Raw genomic sequence first — 16,592 nt, forward strand, 5'->3', positions numbered from 1 at the left:
TTTTTATTTTTGTTACATGAGTATAGAAGAACTATTTAAACAATTTCTAATATCAAAAGAAATTACAACAGATACACGTAAAATAACTAAAAACTGTATCTTCTTTGCCTTAAAAGGAGAAAATTTTAACGGAAATACCTTTGCAAAAGCTGCTATAGATCAAGGTGCATCAATAGCAATTGTAGATGAAAAAGAATTTGAAAATATTTCTTCTAATATATTTTATGTAAATAATTCTTTAGAAACTTTACAAGAATTAGCTAGAAGTTATAGAAATCATCTTAATATTCCTTTTATTGGTTTAACTGGTTCTAACGGAAAAACTACTACAAAAGAATTAATATCAGCTGTACTTAAAGAAAAGTTTAGAACTCATTTTACTTATGGTAATTTAAATAACCATATTGGAGTTCCATTAACTATATTATCTATTCCTGAAAACACAGAAATTGCTGTAATAGAAATGGGTGCTAATCATCAAAAAGAAATAGAATTATTAGCTTCAATATCACAACCTGATTATGGTTATATTACAAATTTTGGAAAAGCACATTTAGAAGGATTTGGTGGATTTGAAGGTGTAATAAAAGGAAAATCTGAGCTTTATAATTTCTTAAGAGAAAATAATAAAACTGCATTTGTTAATTTTAAAGATCCAATACAGGTAGAAAAAACAAATGATATTAAACGAATTACATTCTCAGATGAAGAGAATACTGATTATAAAATAGAGATAATTAAAAATAATCAAGAATTTTTATCTGTTTCTTGTCTAGATCAAGAAATACAATCTAATTTAACTGGTGATTATAACTTTAGCAATATTTCATGTGCTATTACAATTGGATTACATTTTGGAATAAAAATTGATTCTATTAAACATGGGATAGAGAATTACTATCCAACAAACAATCGTTCCCAAATAATAAAAAAAGATAATATAAAAATAATTATGGATGCTTACAATGCTAATCCAAGTAGTATGGAAGTAGCATTGAAAAATTTCTCGAAATTTGAAGGCTCTAAATCAATTATTATTGGTGATATGTTTGAACTTGGTGAAGAATCTAAAAAAGAACACCAAAAGATATTGAACCTTGCTGAAGAATTAAATTTTAATAAAATTTTTATTTTAGGCAAAAACTTTAATGAAACTATTACCAGTAATAAAAATGTTCTAAAATTTGATAATCGAACAGATTTTGAATCTTTTTTATTAAATAATCCTCTTAAAACAGATAATATTCTAATCAAAGGCTCTCATGGGATGAGGTTAGATTTGATCAACATAAATCAATTGTAATGAAATTTTTAATTTTGATATTTTTTCCATTTTTCACATTGAATGCTCAATCTATAAATTGGAGTAATAAAAAACTTACTTACGAAAATTTTAAGAAAAAACCTCTTCAAACTAAAATACCACAAGGCGAGTTAGATTCTAGAATTGGTTGGCAAATTGCAGAACTTGATGGAGAATTACCAGAATTATATGTATACAATAAATTTTATGAAAATAATTCTTGGATTTCTATGCAACATGAAGAAATCTTAAAAAATATGCAATTACAATTCGATTTATCTGAACTATATGCCAGAAAAATTAGAAAAGAATTTGATAATTTAAAAAAGAAAAAAGAAACTAAAAAAGAGGTTTATAAAGCTAAATTCGACTCTAATCAAAGAAACTTTCAAAAAAGACTGAGTTCTATTGCCAATACAACTATAAATCAACCTTCTTTTTATAAAATATTAAATAATGAAATACAGGATTCTTTAAATTTGTATAAAGAATATGAAATCAAAAAATAAATCGTTAATTAACTAACGATTTATTTTTTGATTTTTATTTAGAAAAACCTTTTAAGATTTTAAGTGTTTTAGCATCTATTTGATCTGCATAAAAAAACTTTAAAACATCTTTTATTATTTTTTCTTTAGGAACAATAAAATTAAAAAGAGTTAAACTTGATTTTAATTTCATTGCATCATTTTTTCCAAAAATTAATTGAGGAATAGTTCCTTTATGTTTCATTAGTAATACAGAAAGAACTTCTAAATAATTTCCCCAAAGCTCTTCATCCTTAACAAATGCCCTTGCCTCTTCTTTTGAAGATATTGCAAATTCTTTTGAAGAATCACTAGAACCTAAGCCAGATACTTGAGGAAACATAAAAACCATCCAATTCGATTGTTTTTTTCCTGCATGAACCTCCATTAAAACTTCATCGTACACAAAACTCTGTGCATCATGAAATCGTTTTAAATTAAACTTATCATTTGGATCTTTTTGTTTTAATAAATCTCCTATTTTCATATTATTGATTCTTTATTAAAATAAATCGGTAAGCGAAATATCACTTACCGATCAATTTAATTTTCTTTTTAAAAAAAGATATAATCTTTTTATTTAATTACATTCTTTGTGGAACACCAATTCCTAACAATCTTAAAGATGTTTCTATTATATTAGCAACCCATTGAGATAAATGTAAACGGAAATTTTTAACATTCTCGTCTTCATTTTTCAATATCGGATTACTTTGATAGAAAGAGTTAAATAATTTCACTAACTCATATACATAATTAGCAACTAATGCTGGGCTCATTTCTGTAGAAGCCTTTGCAATAGTATCTTGAAAATCATTTAATGCTCTGATAATTTCTTTTTCTGCACCATTCAATTCAATTGCATTAAAATCAAAATCCTTTGGAGATTCTTTTCTTAATAAAGATTGAATACGAGCAAAAGTATATTGTATAAATGGACCTGTATTACCATTAAAATCTACAGATTCTTTAGGATCAAATAAAATTCGTTTTTTAGGATCTACTTTCAAAATGTAGTATTTTAATGCTCCCATTGCAATTGTTTCGTACAATTCAGCTTTCTCTTCATCAGACAAACCATCAAGTTTTCCTAATTCTTCAGAAATTTCTTTTGCTGTTTCATAAACATCTTGCATCAACTCATCGGCATCAACTACAGTTCCTTCGCGAGATTTCATTTTACCATTAGGTAAATCTACCATACCATAAGATAAATGGTGTAAAGCATCTGCCCAAGAATATCCTAATTTCTTTAAAATTAAGAATAAAACCTTAAAATGATAATCTTGCTCATTACCCACTACGTATGTTAATTCTGATAAAGTTGGATTATTTTTGAATCGTTCAACAGCTGTACCTAAATCTTGAGTAATATAAACTGAAGTTCCGTCTGAACGTAAAACTAATTTTTCATCTAAACCATCTTCAGTTAAATCAATCCAAACAGAACCATCTTCTTTTTTAAAGAAAATACCTTTGTTCAAACCTTCTTCAACGATGTCTTTTCCTAAGATGTAGGTATTCGATTCATATAAATATTCATCAAAAGCAACACCAAGTCTTTTGTAAGTTTTAGCGAAACCATCGTAAACCCAACCATTCATTTTTTGCCAAAGTGCAATAACTTCTGGATCCTGAGCTTCCCATTTACGTAACATTTCTTGAGCTTCAACAAAAATTGGAGCTTCTTTTTTAGCTTCCGCTTCAGTTTTACCATTGGAAACTAATTCTGTGATTTGATCTTTATAACGTTTATCAAATTCTACATAATATTTACCAACTAAATGATCTCCTTTTAGGTTAGATGAATCTGGAGTTTCACCATTTCCGAATTTTTCCCAAGCAATCATTGATTTACAAATATGTATACCACGATCATTAATAATTTGTGTTTTGATAACATTATTACCAGCTGCTTCTACTATTTGTGCTACAGAAAAACCTAATAAATTATTTCGTACATGCCCTAAATGCAAAGGTTTATTTGTATTAGGAGATGAATATTCTACCATTACAGTTTTCGAATTTTCATCTGTAGCTTGTATTCCATAATTTTTATTGATAGAGTTAGAACTGAAATTTTGAAGAAAATCTACAGCATTCAAACTCATATTCAAGAAACCTTTTACAACATTAAATGCTGTAATTTTATTATTTTCAACCAGATTCTCACCAATTTTAGTTCCAATATCCTCTGGTTTACCTTTTAAAGTTCTAATTAATGGAAAAACAACTAATGTATAATCACCTTCAAATTCTTTCCTTGTAAATTGAATTTCAATAGATTCAGGATTTATTTGATAGACGTTTTGAATCGCCTCTAAAACGTATTTCGTGATGTGTTGTTTTAAATTCATTTTTAACTAATTACTTTTCGAACTGCAAAAATACAAAGTTTACATGAAATATCGAGGATTGATAAGAGAGTTTTTAAGAAGTCAATAAGAAAACTTATCTTTGCAAAATGAAAACTACATTCGCGGATTTCGAATTAACAAAACAATTATATTCTGCTTTAGAAAAGATGAATATAACATCACCTACTCCAATACAAGAAAAATCGTTTAAACCGATTCTTTCTGGTAGAGATATAATGGGGATAGCACAAACTGGTACAGGAAAAACTTTAGCTTATCTTTTACCATTATTAAAAAATTATCAATATTCTAAAACCAATCAGCCAAAGATTGTAATTTTAGTTCCTACACGCGAATTAGTAGTTCAGGTTACTGAAATTTTAGAAAACTTAACTGAATTTATAAATGTTCGTATCCTTGGAATATATGGAGGAGTTAACATAAACACTCAAAAACTATTAGTTTACGAAGGTGTAGATATTTTAGTTGGAACTCCTGGACGTGTTCTAGATTTAGCAATTGATAATGTTTTATCATTTAAAGAAACAAAAAAACTTGTTGTTGATGAATTCGATGAAATGTTGAGTTTAGGATTCCGCGCTCAATTAATTCATTTATTTACCATGATGAGTGATAAACGTCAAAATATTCTTTTTTCTGCTACGATGACAGATCAAGTTGATGATATGTTAAATGAATATTTTAGAAATCCATTGGAGATTTCATTAGCTCGTTCTGGAACACCATTGGAAAAAATTTATCAGACCGCAATCCCTGTTGAGAATTTTAATACAAAATTGAATTTACTTGCTAATCAATTAGAAGATAAAGCAAAATTTGAAAAAGTATTAATATTTGCTAATAACAAAAAACATGCAGACTTAATCTTTAATCATATTGATGAAATTTTTCCAGATGAATTTGGTGTAATCCATTCGAATAAATCTCAAAATTTCCGTTTGAGAACAATGGAAGCTTTTACGAAAGAAGAAATTCGTGGAATCATTACCACAGATATTATGGCTCGTGGGTTAGATATTCCTGATGTTTCACATGTAATAAACTTTGAGATACCAGAAGTTCCAGAACAATATATACACAGAATTGGTCGTACAGGACGTGCAGATAAAAAAGGAGAATCCATTTCTTATTTTTCTGAAAAAGAAATTGATAATCTTGATGCTATTGAAGCATTAATGAATAAAGAAATTGAACAATTACCTTTCCCTGAAAATGTTCAAATAAACTCTGTTAAAAGAGAATTTGAAAAAGATGTTGTGAAAATGAAAGCGCTGACAACTGTTAAGATTGAAGAACGAGGAGCAGCATTTCATGAAAAGAAGGATAAAAATAAAAAGGTAAATCTTGGAGGTCCAACAAAAAGAAAACCACCAAAATCGAAACCTAAAAATAGAGGTCAGCAAAAACAAAAGGCAAAAGCAAGAAAAAAAGGTAAATAATAGATTAAAATAAGATTCGAATTATCGAATCTTATTTTATTTTAGATAAAAGATAAATTTTATAAATATCAATAAATCACTATTTTTGAATAATTATATTTTTGATCAAAATCTAAATTTAGATCTTATCTAAGACTAATTATATATAAATCTAAATATTTGATGATTCAAGATATAATTCGGAATTTTAACCTATTATTTATTATTTGAATAATATATACAAAAAAATGAAAGAATTAATTGGAACTGGTGTTGCTTTAGTTACTCCTTTTCACGAAGATGGAAGTGTAGATTTTAATAGTTTAGAAAAACTTGTTAATTACACAATTGATGGTGGTGTTGAATATATTGTGATTCTAGGAACAACTGCAGAATCTGCAACACTTACCAAAGAAGAAAAACAAAATGTTATTGAAACTATTAAAAAAGTAAATAACAAACGTGTTCCATTGGTTTTAGGTATCGGAGGAAACAATACTGCTGAAGTAATAAAAGAATATAAAGAAACTGATTTAAGTGATTATATTGCTGTACTTACAGTATCTCCATATTATAACAAACCAAATCAAGAAGGTATATACCAACACTATAAAGCTATTGCTGAAAGTACTGATGCAAATATAATATTGTACAATGTTCCAGGAAGAACAGGATCTAATATTGCTCCTGAAACAACAATACGATTAGCAAATGAGTTTAAAAATATTGTAGCAATAAAAGAGGCTTCTCCAAATTTTCTTCAATCAACAGATATAATTAGAAATAATTCAAGAAAAGATTTTCTTGTAATTTCTGGAGATGATGAATTTGCAGTTCCTATGACATTAGCAGGAGGCTCTGGGGTTATATCAGTAATTGGACAAGGAATTCCAGAATTATTTTCCAACATGATTCGCTCAGCTATAAATAAAAATGTAGATGAGGCATATAATGAACATTACAAAACTGTAGAATTAGTTCGTGCTATTTTTGAAGAAGGAAATCCAGCTGGTATAAAAATTGTATTAGAAAATAAAAATATTTGTTTACCAAATACACGATTACCATTAGTGGCTGGTTCAGAAAGCCTAAAAAACAAGATTAATCAATTACTAACACATATTTAAAATTAAATTATTATGATAAAAGACAATGTATTACAAGCTCTTAATAAACAAATAAAATTAGAAGGAGATTCTTCTCAATTATATTTAGCGATGGCTTCTTGGGCTGAAGTTGCTGGATTAGAAGGAACAGCTAATTTTTTATACTCTCATGCAGATGAGGAGCGTACACATATGTTAAAATTAATAAAGTTTATTAACGAAAGAGGTGGAAAAGCTCATGTTCCTCAAATTGAAGAACCAAAACAAGATTTTTCTACTCTAAAAGAAGTTTTTACAGCTATTTTTAAACATGAGTGCTTTGTTTCTGAATCTATAAATGAAATCGTAGGATTAACTTTAGAAAATGCTGATTATTCTACTCACAATTTCTTACAATGGTATGTATCTGAACAAATTGAAGAAGAAAAATTAGCTCGTAATATCTTAGACAAATTAGAAATGATTGGTTCTGATAAAGGAGGATTATACTTATTTGATCGTGATATTGCTACAATGAGTGCAGAAGCGACAACAGCATAAATAAAATTTTGAGATTTTATTAAGAGGATTAAAGAATATTTTTTATACTTTAGTCCTCAATTTTTATTAAATTTGCAGAATGTTTAAGAAACTAAGTTTAATCGTTTTAATCGGTGCCTCTGTTATGTCTTGTAATAAGACGTATAATAAAGCTATGAAAAGTACTGATAAAGATGAAATTTTTGAATTAGCTACACAGCTTTATGAAAATGGTAAATATGATTTAGCTAACGAATTATATGAAAAAATATCAACATCATTTGTAGGAACAGAAAAAGCTGCTGATATTGCATATAATATGGCTCAAGCTAATTTTAATGAAAATAATTTTAGATTAGCAGGACATCAATTTAAAGCATTTGCAGGTGCATACCCTATGGATAGTAGAGCTGAAGAAGCATTATTTAAATCTGCCTATTCATATTATAAAGATTCACCAAAATATGACTTAGATCAAACAAGTACGTATACAGGAATTAGTGAATTACAAAGTTTTATCAATACTTATCCTGATTCTAAACACATTTCTGAAGCAAATGATTATATTACAGAACTTAGACAAAAATTAGAATTAAAAGCATTTGATATCGCTAAAGTATATTATAAAACGATGAAATATAAAGCAGCTGCTGTTACGTTTGATAATATGATTGATGAATATCCTGATTCTAAATTTAGAGAAGAAGCTCTAATGTATTCACTTAGATCAAAAGCGGAATTAGCGCTAAATTTCTCTAGAATAGAATTAAAAGATTTACGTTTACAAGAAGCTAGAACTCAATATTTATTATTAAAAAGATATTATCCTGATACTCAATTTAAAAGTGAAGCTGATAAGTTACTTGATAAAATTAATAAAGATATTGATTTAACTAAAACTACATTAAAAGACTTAGATAAAGCAAGAAAAAATCTTGATAAAGAATAATATCCTTTTTCAATAATAATAAAATATAATAATATAAACATTTAATTCTTTCATTATGAATTTCAAAGATATAGGTGCAGCACCAACAACAAAAACTTATGATCGTAACAAAATTGATGAGAAAACAGGAAACTTATACGAATCAATAGCTATTATAGGTAAAAGAGCGGAACAAATTAACCAAGAAATGAAAACTGAATTAATTCAGAAATTGGACGAATTTGCTGCACATACAGATTCTTTAGAAGAAGTTTTTGAAAATAGAGAACAAATCGAAGTTTCAAAATTTTACGAAAGATTACCAAAACCGACTTCAATTGCGGTTAAAGAATGGTTAGACAACGACGTATATTACAGAAATCCAAATGAGGATAAATAATGTCTGTTTTACATAGAAAAAAAATTCTTTTAGCAGTTACTGCTGGAATAGCGGCCTATAAAGCCGCTTTTCTTGTTAGAGGACTTATCAAGAAAGGAGCAGAAGTAAAAGTTATCATGACTCCTGAAGCTCAAAACTTTATTACACCTCTTACTCTTTCAACATTATCTAAACATCCTGTCGAATGGAAATTCTTTGGTGAAGATGGAGATTGGAATAATCATGTTGAGTCTGCTCTTTGGGCAGATTTTATGATTATTGCACCATGTACAGCAAATACTCTTTCTAATATGGCTGATGGTACATGTGATAATTTAGTTCTAGCAACTTATCTTTCTTCAAAATGTCCTGTATATTTTGCTCCTGCTATGGACCTTGATATGTACAGACATCCCACAACATTGAAGAATATTGATTTACTTGAATCTTATGGAAATATATGTATTCCGGCTGAAGAAGGTGAACTTGCAAGTGGATTAGTTGGTGAAGGAAGAATGGCTGAACCAGAAAATATTATTTCTTTTATTGAAAGTAATATACAATCATCTCTCCCTCTTTTCAAAAAAAATATACTTATTTCTGCTGGTCCAACATACGAAAATATAGATCCTGTTCGTTTTATAGGTAATTATTCTTCTGGAAAAATGGGATTTGAAATAGCCAAAGCTGCTGCAAATTTAGGTGCAAATGTAACTTTAGTTAGTGGACCAAGTCAAGAAAGTATTTCTGGTTATTCTATTAATAGGATCGATGTTGTATCTGCCGCTAATATGTATGACGCTATGCATGCTAATTTTGATAATTCTGATGTTGTAATTATGTCTGCAGCTGTTGCTGATTATAGGCCTAAGGAAGTTGCTACACAGAAAATTAAAAAAGAGAATGATGATATTATGATTATTGAATTAATTAAAAATCCAGACATTTTAAAATCATTAGGAGAAATAAAAACAAATCAGCTACTTGTAGGTTTTGCTTTAGAAACAAATAATGAAGAAGAAAATGCTAAGAAAAAATTAATCAAAAAAAATCTAGATTTCATCGTTTTAAATTCTATGCAAGACAAAGATGCAGGTTTCCAGAAAAACACAAATAAAATCACAATAATTGACAAAGACCTATCTATGCAAGAGTTTAGTGCAAAATCTAAATCTGATGTTGCTAAAGATATTTTAAATGTTATTTTAAATAAATTATAATTGATTTATGAAGAAATTAGCCTCTCTTTTCTTTTTTACTTACTTTGCTATAACTAGTTTTTCTCAAAACTTAATAGCTGATGTAAAAGTTGACTATTCATTAGTACAACACTCCAATATACAAGTTTATCAAACACTTCAAAAATCTTTGACAAATTTTATAAACTCAACAAAATGGAGTACTGATCGACTAAAGACATATGAAAGAATTGAAGCTAGTTTTGTAATAACTATTAAAGAAAGAGAAGGAAACAAATTTAAAGCATCTATACTTGTTCAATCTCGTAGACCAGTTTTTAATTCTACATATTATAGCCCTATACTAAATTTAAGTGATGATAATTTTTCTTTTCAATACCAAGAATTTGAAGAATTAATATTTAATGACAGAAAATTTAGTGGTAAAAATTTAACTGATGTTATTACTTATTATGTATATTTAGTTTTAGGATATGATGCTGATACCTTTACTAGAAATGGAGGTACAGAATATTTTAAAATGTCAAAAAGAATAGCTGATTTTGCGCAAACAAGTAATAATTATTCTGGCTGGAACGAAATGGATGGTTTAAGATCTAGAATGTCATTAATTAATAATATATTAAAAAATGATAATTCTACATTACGTAATATTAGCTATCAATATCATAGAAACGGATTAGATGTAATGTCCGAAAATGAAATAAGAGGTAAAAATGCAATAGGAAATTCTTTAATGCAATTAGAATTTTATCAGCGAGGAAATTATTCTCAATTTTATCCTCTAGAAATTTTCCTAACAGCAAAGAATACTGAAATTAGTCAAGTATTTTCGGGAGGAAATATTTCTTCTGTAAACATTGAAAAATTAAAAGAAATTTTAAATTCTGTCGCACCAAAATATAATGATGCGTCTTGGAGCAAAATGAAAAAGTAAATGTTAAAAACTCTTCGTGTTAATAATTTTGCCATAATAGATCAATTAGAAATTGATTTTCATAAAGGAATGACTACGATTACTGGAGAAACTGGAGCTGGTAAATCAATTATTCTTGGCGCTTTAAAATTAGTTTTAGGTGAACGAGCTGATCTGAAATCTTTAAAAAATACAGAAGAAAAATGTATTATTGAAGCAATTTTTAATATAAAAGATTTAGAATTAAAAGATTTTTTCGAAGAATACGATTTGGATTATGAAGATGAGTCTATTCTAAGACGAGAATTATTACCTTCAGGAAAATCAAGAGCATTTGTGAATGATACACCTGTAAAAGTTTCTATTTTACAAGAATTTTCTGAATTATTAATCGATATTCATTCTCAATTTAATACGCCTAAAATATTTGAAGCAGATTTTCAATTATCTATGTTAGATATTTATGGTGATAATAAAGATTTATTAAAACAATATAAATCAGATTATAACAATTATATTTCTATAAAAAAGAAAATTAAAGACGCTCAAAATTCTTTAGAAAATCAATCACAAGATTTAGAATATAAATTACATCTTTGGGAAGAACTAAATAATGCTTCTCTAAAAAACAATGAGTTAGAAGAATTAGATGCTGAAATAAAATCATTATCAAATGTTGAAGAAATAATATCTACTCTAAATGAGACTTATCAATTTCTTGAACATTCGGAAATGGGAATTATTTCTCAACTAAATGAAGCAAGTAATAAATTAAATAAAATTTCTGATTTTAATTCTCAATATAGTTCTATTTATGAAAGGTTAATTTCATCAAAAATAGAATTACAAGATATTTCAAATGAAATGACTCATTTGATTGAATCTACAGAAATTAATCCTGAAAGATTACAAGAAGTTACTGACAGATATAATTTAATTCATACTTTATTAAGAAAGCATAATCTTAACACAATAAATGAATTAATTGAAAAATTAAATGAATTAGAATCTCAAACTTCTGGTTTTGATAATTTGAGTGATTTAATTATTCATCTAAATAAAGAGCTTACTATAATTGTAAACAAACTAGAAAAACAAGCTACAAGAATTAGAAAGAATAGAATTTCATCAATAGAAATTATCCGAAAAAATATTTTAGATACATTATCTCAACTCGGAATGGAGAATTCTCAGTTAACAATTCAGTTAAATGAGATCTCTGATTTTACAGCTAGTGGAAAAGATGAAGTACTTTTCTTATTTTCTGCTAATAAAGGTATGGAACCTCGAATTTTTGAAAAATCTGTTTCTGGAGGTGAACGTTCTCGACTAATGTTAGCTATCAAAAAACTCTTAGCTACCCACCAACATTTACCTACACTTATTTTAGATGAGATAGATACAGGTATTTCTGGTAAATTAGCAAATGAAACTGGTAAAGTTATGCAATCAATGGCAGATAATATGCAATTATTAGTAATTACACATCTTCCTCAAGTAGCTTCTAAAGGAAATTATCAATTAAAAGTATATAAAGAAATTATTGATGATACAACACAAACAAACGTAAAAGAATTATCTACAAAAGAACGTTTAAATGAAATTGCACAAATGATTTCAGGATCAGAAGTAACTGATGCTGCATTAAATCAGGCAAAAGAGTTAATGAATATTCAATAAAAAAAGCGAGTAAAATATTTTACTCGCTTTTTTTATAATTATATATTAACTAATTATTTAGTTAATTTTTCTAATGAATATTCAATCATTGCGTCAATTGTTTTATAAGAATCTGCGCTAAATTCTCCTAAAATTCTATTTGCAACAATAGCATTGATTGATAATGCTTCATGTCCCATCATAGCAGCTAAACCATAAATAGCAGAAGTTTCCATTTCAAAATTAGAAATTCTTAATCCTTCATAATTAAATGAAGTTAATAACTCATTAATATTTGCTGGATTTGGTTCTAATCTCAAAAATCTACCTTGAGGACCATAAAATCCACAAGCTGTTGCTGTTATACCTTGAATCGTTTTTTCAGAAGATAATTTATTTAAAATAGATTCTGATCCTTTTACTAAATAAGGACGAGCCTTATTATCTGACCAATTTACATGTTTTATAAAAGCATCTTCTATTTCTTTATTCATTACAGCTTCACTACCAACATAATAATGCAATAATCCATCAAGTCCTAAACCATGAGAACCAATCACATAACTATCTACAGGGATATCTGCTTGTAAGGCACCTGAAGTTCCAAAGCGTATAAAAGATAATTTTTTAAAATCTTTTTTTGTTTCTCCTGTAGCTAAATCAATATTCGCTAATGCATCTAGTTCAGAAAATACAATATCAATATTATCTGTTCCCATTCCTGTAGAAATTACAGTTAATCTTTTTCCGTTAAGAGTTCCTGTATGAGTCACAATTTCTCTTTTGGAAGCTTTATGCTCTATACTGTCAAAATGACGCGAAACTTTCTCAACACGATTTGGATCACCAACCGTAATAATTGTATCTGCTAAATGTTCTGGTTTTATATTACAATGGTAAATACTTCCGTCTGGATTTAAAACTAATTCTGATGCTGCTTTACTCATCTCTTTTAAAAATTAAAAATAAACACACAATATACGGCGATTATTTCTAATATACATGCTATTTTTATTAACCACCTACTCGTTTCACTTTAAATCCTTTATCTTTCAAAAAAGTCATTATTTTATCTCTATAATCACCTTGGATTATAATGGATTCTTCTTTAAAGCTACCTCCAACTCCTAAAAATACTTTTATTTCTTTAGCTAATTGTTTAAAATCTTCATCAGCTCCTGTATACCCCTCAATTACAGTAGTAGGTTTACCTTTCCTTTTTTCGTACTTACAAATCAAAGGATCATTTTGCATCCATAATTTACTCTGTTCTGATTCCTGAATTTCTTCTGGTTCTGAAATATGATCTGGAAATAAATTTTTTAATTGATCTTGAAAATCTTTCATTATATTTTATAAAAAAATTCTTTAGAACAAAGATAAGATTATCTTAACTGATGAAAAACACATTCTATTAATTTGTAACTTTACATAATCAATTTGTGTATAAATAATATGAACAAAAAAGAAATTTCTAGAGAAGTAAATTATAAAGGTTTTACTAAAATCTTTACCGTAGAAATAGAGCAATTACCTCCATTTAATGAAAAGACAATGGATAAAGCTAAATACAAAGAAACTGAAGAAGCTTTAATTTTAATCGCGGAAGGAAAATTAGAAAACCAAAAATTTGAATGGATATTTTCTATAGAACAAGATTTACAAAAATAAGATTAATATATTGGCATACATTTTGACTAACTTATTAAAATAAATGTATTTACTAATGAAAAAGACAAGATTATTTAAAGTCATAGGAGCAGCAAGTATTGAAGCACAAAAAGACAAATCTTTTTTTGAAAAAGTAAAAACTTTTTTTGCTTTACTAAATGATTATAGAAAAGGATTATACAAACCAAAAGTTGTTAATTTAGCAATTGCTTTATTTGTATTATTTTATATTATTTCTCCCCTAGATATAATTCCTGAAGCTCTATTTGGACCATTTGGTTTGATTGATGATTTTGGGATTTTTATGATAGGTATGAAGTTTTTGAATAAAGAGATTATAAGATACAGTTCTTGGAAAATATCTCAATTAAATTCTATTTATAGAACTATTGAAAAATAACTTATAAATTTTTAAACAACCATTCTGTTCTAGAATGGTTGTTCTCTATATTAATATTAGATATTAATTAATAATCACTAAATTTGCACACAATTAATTTATAAATTAAATAATCTACAATGTTAATTATTAACAGTTACGAAGAATACAAAACTTACGAGGGAAAAGAGCTTGGTGTGTCTGAATGGCATAAAATAGATCAAAATCAAATTAATCTTTTTGCTGATGCTACATTAGATCACCAATGGATACATACTGATCCTAAGAAAGCTGAAAATGAAGGACCATTTAAGAAAACTATTGCACATGGTTATTTAACACTATCATTAATCCCTTATTTATGGGGAGAAATTATAGAAGTTCGTAACGTAAAAATGTTAATTAATTACGGGATAGAAAGCTTAAAATTTGGACAAGCAGTTACAGTTGATAGTGAAGTTCGATTGAAAACTAAGTTAAAATCAATCAATGATTTAAGAGGGACAATTAAAACTGTAATAGAAGTTACATTGGAAATAAAAGACAGTAAGAAGCCTGCTTTTAAAGGTGATGCTGTATTTTTATACCACTTTAATTAAATAAATTATATTTATATATTTTTTAATAGCTTCTATTGAATAAATAGAAGCTATTCTATTTAAATAATACACATCATCTTGAAAAAGATTAAGTAAAAAATGGAAAATCATACTCAAATAAAAACACTCATTTCTATTGTTGGCCCAACCGCAATTGGAAAAACTCATCTTGCCATTGAAATTGCAAAATACTATAGCAGTGAAATTATTTCTTGTGATAGTAGACAATTTTTTAAAGAAATGAAAATAGGAACTGCTGTTCCATCTGATGAAGAATTGAATGAAGTTGAACACCATTTCATACAAAATAAATCTATCCATGAAAAATATTCTGTTGGTGATTTTGAACGTCATGGCTTAAATTTTATTGAAGATTTTTTTATTAAAAATGATATTTGTGTAATGGTGGGCGGATCTGGTTTGTATGAAAAAGCAATAACAGTTGGATTTGATGATTTTCCTGATGTTGATCCTAAAATTAGAGAACAATTAAATAATGAATTAGAAGAATTTGGGATAGAAAAATTACAAGAAGAATTAAAACAAGTTGATCCTAATTATTTTAATGAAGTTGATATTTACAATAAACAACGTGTAATTCGAGCTTTAGAAATATACCGAAGTTCCGGTTCCCCCTTCTCTAAATTCAGAAATAATAATTTAAATAAACGTACATTTAACATAATTAAGATTGGTTTAGAATTACCAAGAGAAGAAATGTATGATAGAATCAACCAACGTGTTGATATAATGATAAATGAAGGATTAGTTGAAGAAGCAAAAAGTTTATTTCATTTAAAAGAATTAAATGCATTACAAACTGTAGGATATAGAGAATTATTTGATCATTTTGAAGAAAAAATAAGCTTAGACTTTGCTATAGAAGAAATTAGGAAAAATACTCGTCGTTTTGCAAAAAGACAAATGACTTGGTTCAAAAAAGATAAAACTGTAACTTGGTTTTCTCCAAAAGATGAACAATCAATTATAGAATTTATAAATTCTAAACTAAACTCATAATGAAAAATTTTGTCGCAATAGATTTTGAAACGGCTACTAATTACAGAAATTCAGCTTGTGCTGTTGGAATTGTAACAATTACTGATAATATTATTACAGATGAATTTCATACTCTGATACAACCTCCTCAAAATGTGTACAGTTATCATAATATAAATGTGCACGGGATTCGACCAGAAGATACAATAAACTCTCCTACTTTTGATGAAGTTTTCTTTGAAATAAAAAGAAGATTACAAAATCAAATTGTTGTTGCACATAATGAAAGTTTTGATCGATCTGTTCTTCGTAAGACAATGGAATTTTATGATTTAAATTATTCTCAATTGAATTTAGCAGAAAAATGGGAATGTACTTATAAAATTTATAAACTGAAAGGAATTGTACCAACGAAATTATCAGATTGTGCAAGAAAATTTAATTTGGAATTGAATCATCATGAAGCTCTATCTGATGCAAGAGTTTGTGCTCAGTTATTTTCTTTTTTATAATTTAATATGCGTTAAGGATTGATGTGAAAATCCTTTTCTAATTGGATGAATTTCTACTTCAATTCAATAATAAATAATTAACAAAGATTATAATAGAAAA

Annotated in this window: 19 protein-coding genes; 15 read left to right on the forward strand and 4 right to left on the reverse strand. The window is 27.3% G+C overall.

Features of this window, described 5'->3' with window-relative positions; translation table 11 throughout:
• The first annotated feature begins 16 nt into the window (after positions 1–16).
• Positions 17–1,303 carry a UDP-N-acetylmuramoyl-tripeptide--D-alanyl-D-alanine ligase gene (gene murF / locus RT575_RS02805; RefSeq protein WP_313578631.1) on the forward strand — a complete coding sequence of 429 codons (1,287 nt, stop codon included), beginning with the start codon at positions 17–19 and terminating at the stop codon, positions 1,301–1,303.
• Positions 1,303–1,812, forward strand: a complete 510-nt coding sequence (locus RT575_RS02810) for a hypothetical protein (RefSeq protein ID WP_313384038.1) — start codon at positions 1,303–1,305, stop codon at positions 1,810–1,812. The genes murF and RT575_RS02810 overlap by 1 nt, the downstream gene beginning before the upstream one ends.
• 34 nt (positions 1,813–1,846) lie before the next feature.
• On the opposite strand, the gene RT575_RS02815 is transcribed toward RT575_RS02810, so the two are convergent.
• Both RT575_RS02815 and argS read right to left on the reverse strand, forming a co-directional pair.
• Positions 1,847–2,317 carry a DUF1810 family protein gene (locus RT575_RS02815; protein WP_313578633.1) on the reverse strand — a complete coding sequence of 157 codons (471 nt, stop codon included), beginning with the start codon at positions 2,315–2,317 and terminating at the stop codon, positions 1,847–1,849.
• Between the two features lie 97 nt (positions 2,318–2,414).
• On the reverse strand, positions 2,415–4,187 hold the full coding sequence (gene argS / locus RT575_RS02820; protein WP_313578635.1) for an arginine--tRNA ligase: 1,773 nt from the start codon (positions 4,185–4,187) through the stop codon (positions 2,415–2,417).
• A gap of 107 nt (positions 4,188–4,294) precedes the next feature.
• On the opposite strand from argS, the gene RT575_RS02825 reads away from it, so the two are divergent.
• The 8 genes from RT575_RS02825 to recN all read left to right on the forward strand — a co-directional run bounded on the left by RT575_RS02825 (position 4,295) and on the right by recN (position 12,353).
• On the forward strand, positions 4,295–5,647 hold the full coding sequence (locus RT575_RS02825) for a DEAD/DEAH box helicase (protein WP_313578637.1): 1,353 nt from the start codon (positions 4,295–4,297) through the stop codon (positions 5,645–5,647).
• Positions 5,648–5,874: 227 nt separating this feature from the next.
• Positions 5,875–6,753, forward strand: a complete 879-nt coding sequence (dapA, locus tag RT575_RS02830; protein WP_313384032.1) for a 4-hydroxy-tetrahydrodipicolinate synthase — start codon at positions 5,875–5,877, stop codon at positions 6,751–6,753.
• 12 nt (positions 6,754–6,765) lie between these two features.
• Entirely contained in the window at positions 6,766–7,272 is a 507-nt protein-coding gene (locus RT575_RS02835; protein WP_313384031.1) for a ferritin, read from the forward strand.
• Positions 7,273–7,351: 79 nt separating this feature from the next.
• Positions 7,352–8,200, forward strand: coding sequence for an outer membrane protein assembly factor BamD (locus tag RT575_RS02840; RefSeq protein ID WP_313384030.1), 849 nt, complete (start codon positions 7,352–7,354; stop codon positions 8,198–8,200).
• A 55-nt stretch (positions 8,201–8,255) separates the two neighbouring features.
• A complete protein-coding gene (locus RT575_RS02845; RefSeq protein ID WP_313384029.1) occupies positions 8,256–8,579 on the forward strand; it encodes a DNA-directed RNA polymerase subunit omega in 324 nt (107 codons plus the stop codon).
• The gene (gene coaBC / locus RT575_RS02850) at positions 8,579–9,778 is read left to right on the forward strand and encodes a bifunctional phosphopantothenoylcysteine decarboxylase/phosphopantothenate--cysteine ligase CoaBC (protein WP_313578640.1); all 1,200 of its coding nucleotides are present in this window, start codon (positions 8,579–8,581) and stop codon (positions 9,776–9,778) included. Before RT575_RS02845 ends, coaBC begins: the two co-directional genes overlap by 1 nt.
• A 7-nt stretch (positions 9,779–9,785) precedes the next feature.
• Complete coding sequence (locus RT575_RS02855) at positions 9,786–10,694, forward strand: DUF4835 family protein (protein WP_313578642.1); 909 nt, start codon at positions 9,786–9,788, stop codon at positions 10,692–10,694.
• On the forward strand, positions 10,695–12,353 hold the full coding sequence (recN, locus tag RT575_RS02860; protein WP_313578643.1) for a DNA repair protein RecN: 1,659 nt from the start codon (positions 10,695–10,697) through the stop codon (positions 12,351–12,353).
• A gap of 53 nt (positions 12,354–12,406) precedes the next feature.
• On the opposite strand, the gene RT575_RS02865 is transcribed toward recN, so the two are convergent.
• Positions 12,407–13,279: a nucleoside phosphorylase gene (locus tag RT575_RS02865; protein WP_313578645.1), complete on the reverse strand. Its 873-nt coding sequence runs from the start codon at positions 13,277–13,279 to the stop codon at positions 12,407–12,409.
• 67 nt (positions 13,280–13,346) lie between these two features.
• On the reverse strand, positions 13,347–13,679 hold the full coding sequence (locus tag RT575_RS02870; RefSeq protein WP_313384022.1) for a translation initiation factor: 333 nt from the start codon (positions 13,677–13,679) through the stop codon (positions 13,347–13,349).
• 108 nt (positions 13,680–13,787) lie between these two features.
• On the opposite strand from RT575_RS02870, the gene RT575_RS02875 reads away from it, so the two are divergent.
• The 5 genes from RT575_RS02875 (at position 13,788) to RT575_RS02895 (ending at position 16,492) form a co-directional block, all read left to right on the forward strand.
• Positions 13,788–14,003 carry a hypothetical protein gene (locus tag RT575_RS02875; protein ID WP_313578647.1) on the forward strand — a complete coding sequence of 72 codons (216 nt, stop codon included), beginning with the start codon at positions 13,788–13,790 and terminating at the stop codon, positions 14,001–14,003.
• Positions 14,004–14,058: 55 nt separating this feature from the next.
• The gene (locus tag RT575_RS02880; protein WP_313578649.1) at positions 14,059–14,403 is read left to right on the forward strand and encodes a DUF1232 domain-containing protein; all 345 of its coding nucleotides are present in this window, start codon (positions 14,059–14,061) and stop codon (positions 14,401–14,403) included.
• Between the two features lie 119 nt (positions 14,404–14,522).
• On the forward strand, positions 14,523–14,981 hold the full coding sequence (locus tag RT575_RS02885; RefSeq protein ID WP_313384018.1) for a MaoC family dehydratase: 459 nt from the start codon (positions 14,523–14,525) through the stop codon (positions 14,979–14,981).
• A 99-nt stretch (positions 14,982–15,080) separates the two neighbouring features.
• Positions 15,081–16,001 carry a tRNA (adenosine(37)-N6)-dimethylallyltransferase MiaA gene (gene miaA, locus RT575_RS02890; RefSeq protein ID WP_313578651.1) on the forward strand — a complete coding sequence of 307 codons (921 nt, stop codon included), beginning with the start codon at positions 15,081–15,083 and terminating at the stop codon, positions 15,999–16,001.
• The gene (locus RT575_RS02895; RefSeq protein ID WP_313578653.1) at positions 16,001–16,492 is read left to right on the forward strand and encodes a 3'-5' exonuclease; all 492 of its coding nucleotides are present in this window, start codon (positions 16,001–16,003) and stop codon (positions 16,490–16,492) included. The genes miaA and RT575_RS02895 overlap by 1 nt, the downstream gene beginning before the upstream one ends.
• The last annotated feature ends 100 nt before the right edge of the window (positions 16,493–16,592 follow it).

The organism is Chishuiella sp. (assembly GCF_032109125.1).
Lineage (GTDB): Bacteria > Bacteroidota > Bacteroidia > Flavobacteriales > Weeksellaceae > Empedobacter.

Coding starts and splice junctions, on each gene's coding strand:
- RT575_RS02885 (WP_313384018.1), top strand. CDS start 14,523: ATGTTAATTATTAACAGTTACGAAGAATACAAAACTTACGAGGGAAAA.
- coaBC (WP_313578640.1), top strand. CDS start 8,579: ATGTCTGTTTTACATAGAAAAAAAATTCTTTTAGCAGTTACTGCTGGA.
- miaA (WP_313578651.1), top strand. CDS start 15,081: ATGGAAAATCATACTCAAATAAAAACACTCATTTCTATTGTTGGCCCA.
- recN (WP_313578643.1), top strand. CDS start 10,695: ATGTTAAAAACTCTTCGTGTTAATAATTTTGCCATAATAGATCAATTA.
- RT575_RS02895 (WP_313578653.1), top strand. CDS start 16,001: ATGAAAAATTTTGTCGCAATAGATTTTGAAACGGCTACTAATTACAGA.
- RT575_RS02875 (WP_313578647.1), top strand. CDS start 13,788: ATGAACAAAAAAGAAATTTCTAGAGAAGTAAATTATAAAGGTTTTACT.
- murF (WP_313578631.1), top strand. CDS start 17: ATGAGTATAGAAGAACTATTTAAACAATTTCTAATATCAAAAGAAATT.
- argS (WP_313578635.1), bottom strand. CDS start 4,187: ATGAATTTAAAACAACACATCACGAAATACGTTTTAGAGGCGATTCAA.
- RT575_RS02855 (WP_313578642.1), top strand. CDS start 9,786: ATGAAGAAATTAGCCTCTCTTTTCTTTTTTACTTACTTTGCTATAACT.
- RT575_RS02835 (WP_313384031.1), top strand. CDS start 6,766: ATGATAAAAGACAATGTATTACAAGCTCTTAATAAACAAATAAAATTA.
- RT575_RS02865 (WP_313578645.1), bottom strand. CDS start 13,279: ATGAGTAAAGCAGCATCAGAATTAGTTTTAAATCCAGACGGAAGTATT.
- RT575_RS02880 (WP_313578649.1), top strand. CDS start 14,059: ATGAAAAAGACAAGATTATTTAAAGTCATAGGAGCAGCAAGTATTGAA.
- RT575_RS02870 (WP_313384022.1), bottom strand. CDS start 13,679: ATGAAAGATTTTCAAGATCAATTAAAAAATTTATTTCCAGATCATATT.
- RT575_RS02815 (WP_313578633.1), bottom strand. CDS start 2,317: ATGAAAATAGGAGATTTATTAAAACAAAAAGATCCAAATGATAAGTTT.
- RT575_RS02825 (WP_313578637.1), top strand. CDS start 4,295: ATGAAAACTACATTCGCGGATTTCGAATTAACAAAACAATTATATTCT.
- RT575_RS02810 (WP_313384038.1), top strand. CDS start 1,303: ATGAAATTTTTAATTTTGATATTTTTTCCATTTTTCACATTGAATGCT.
- RT575_RS02840 (WP_313384030.1), top strand. CDS start 7,352: ATGTTTAAGAAACTAAGTTTAATCGTTTTAATCGGTGCCTCTGTTATG.
- dapA (WP_313384032.1), top strand. CDS start 5,875: ATGAAAGAATTAATTGGAACTGGTGTTGCTTTAGTTACTCCTTTTCAC.
- RT575_RS02845 (WP_313384029.1), top strand. CDS start 8,256: ATGAATTTCAAAGATATAGGTGCAGCACCAACAACAAAAACTTATGAT.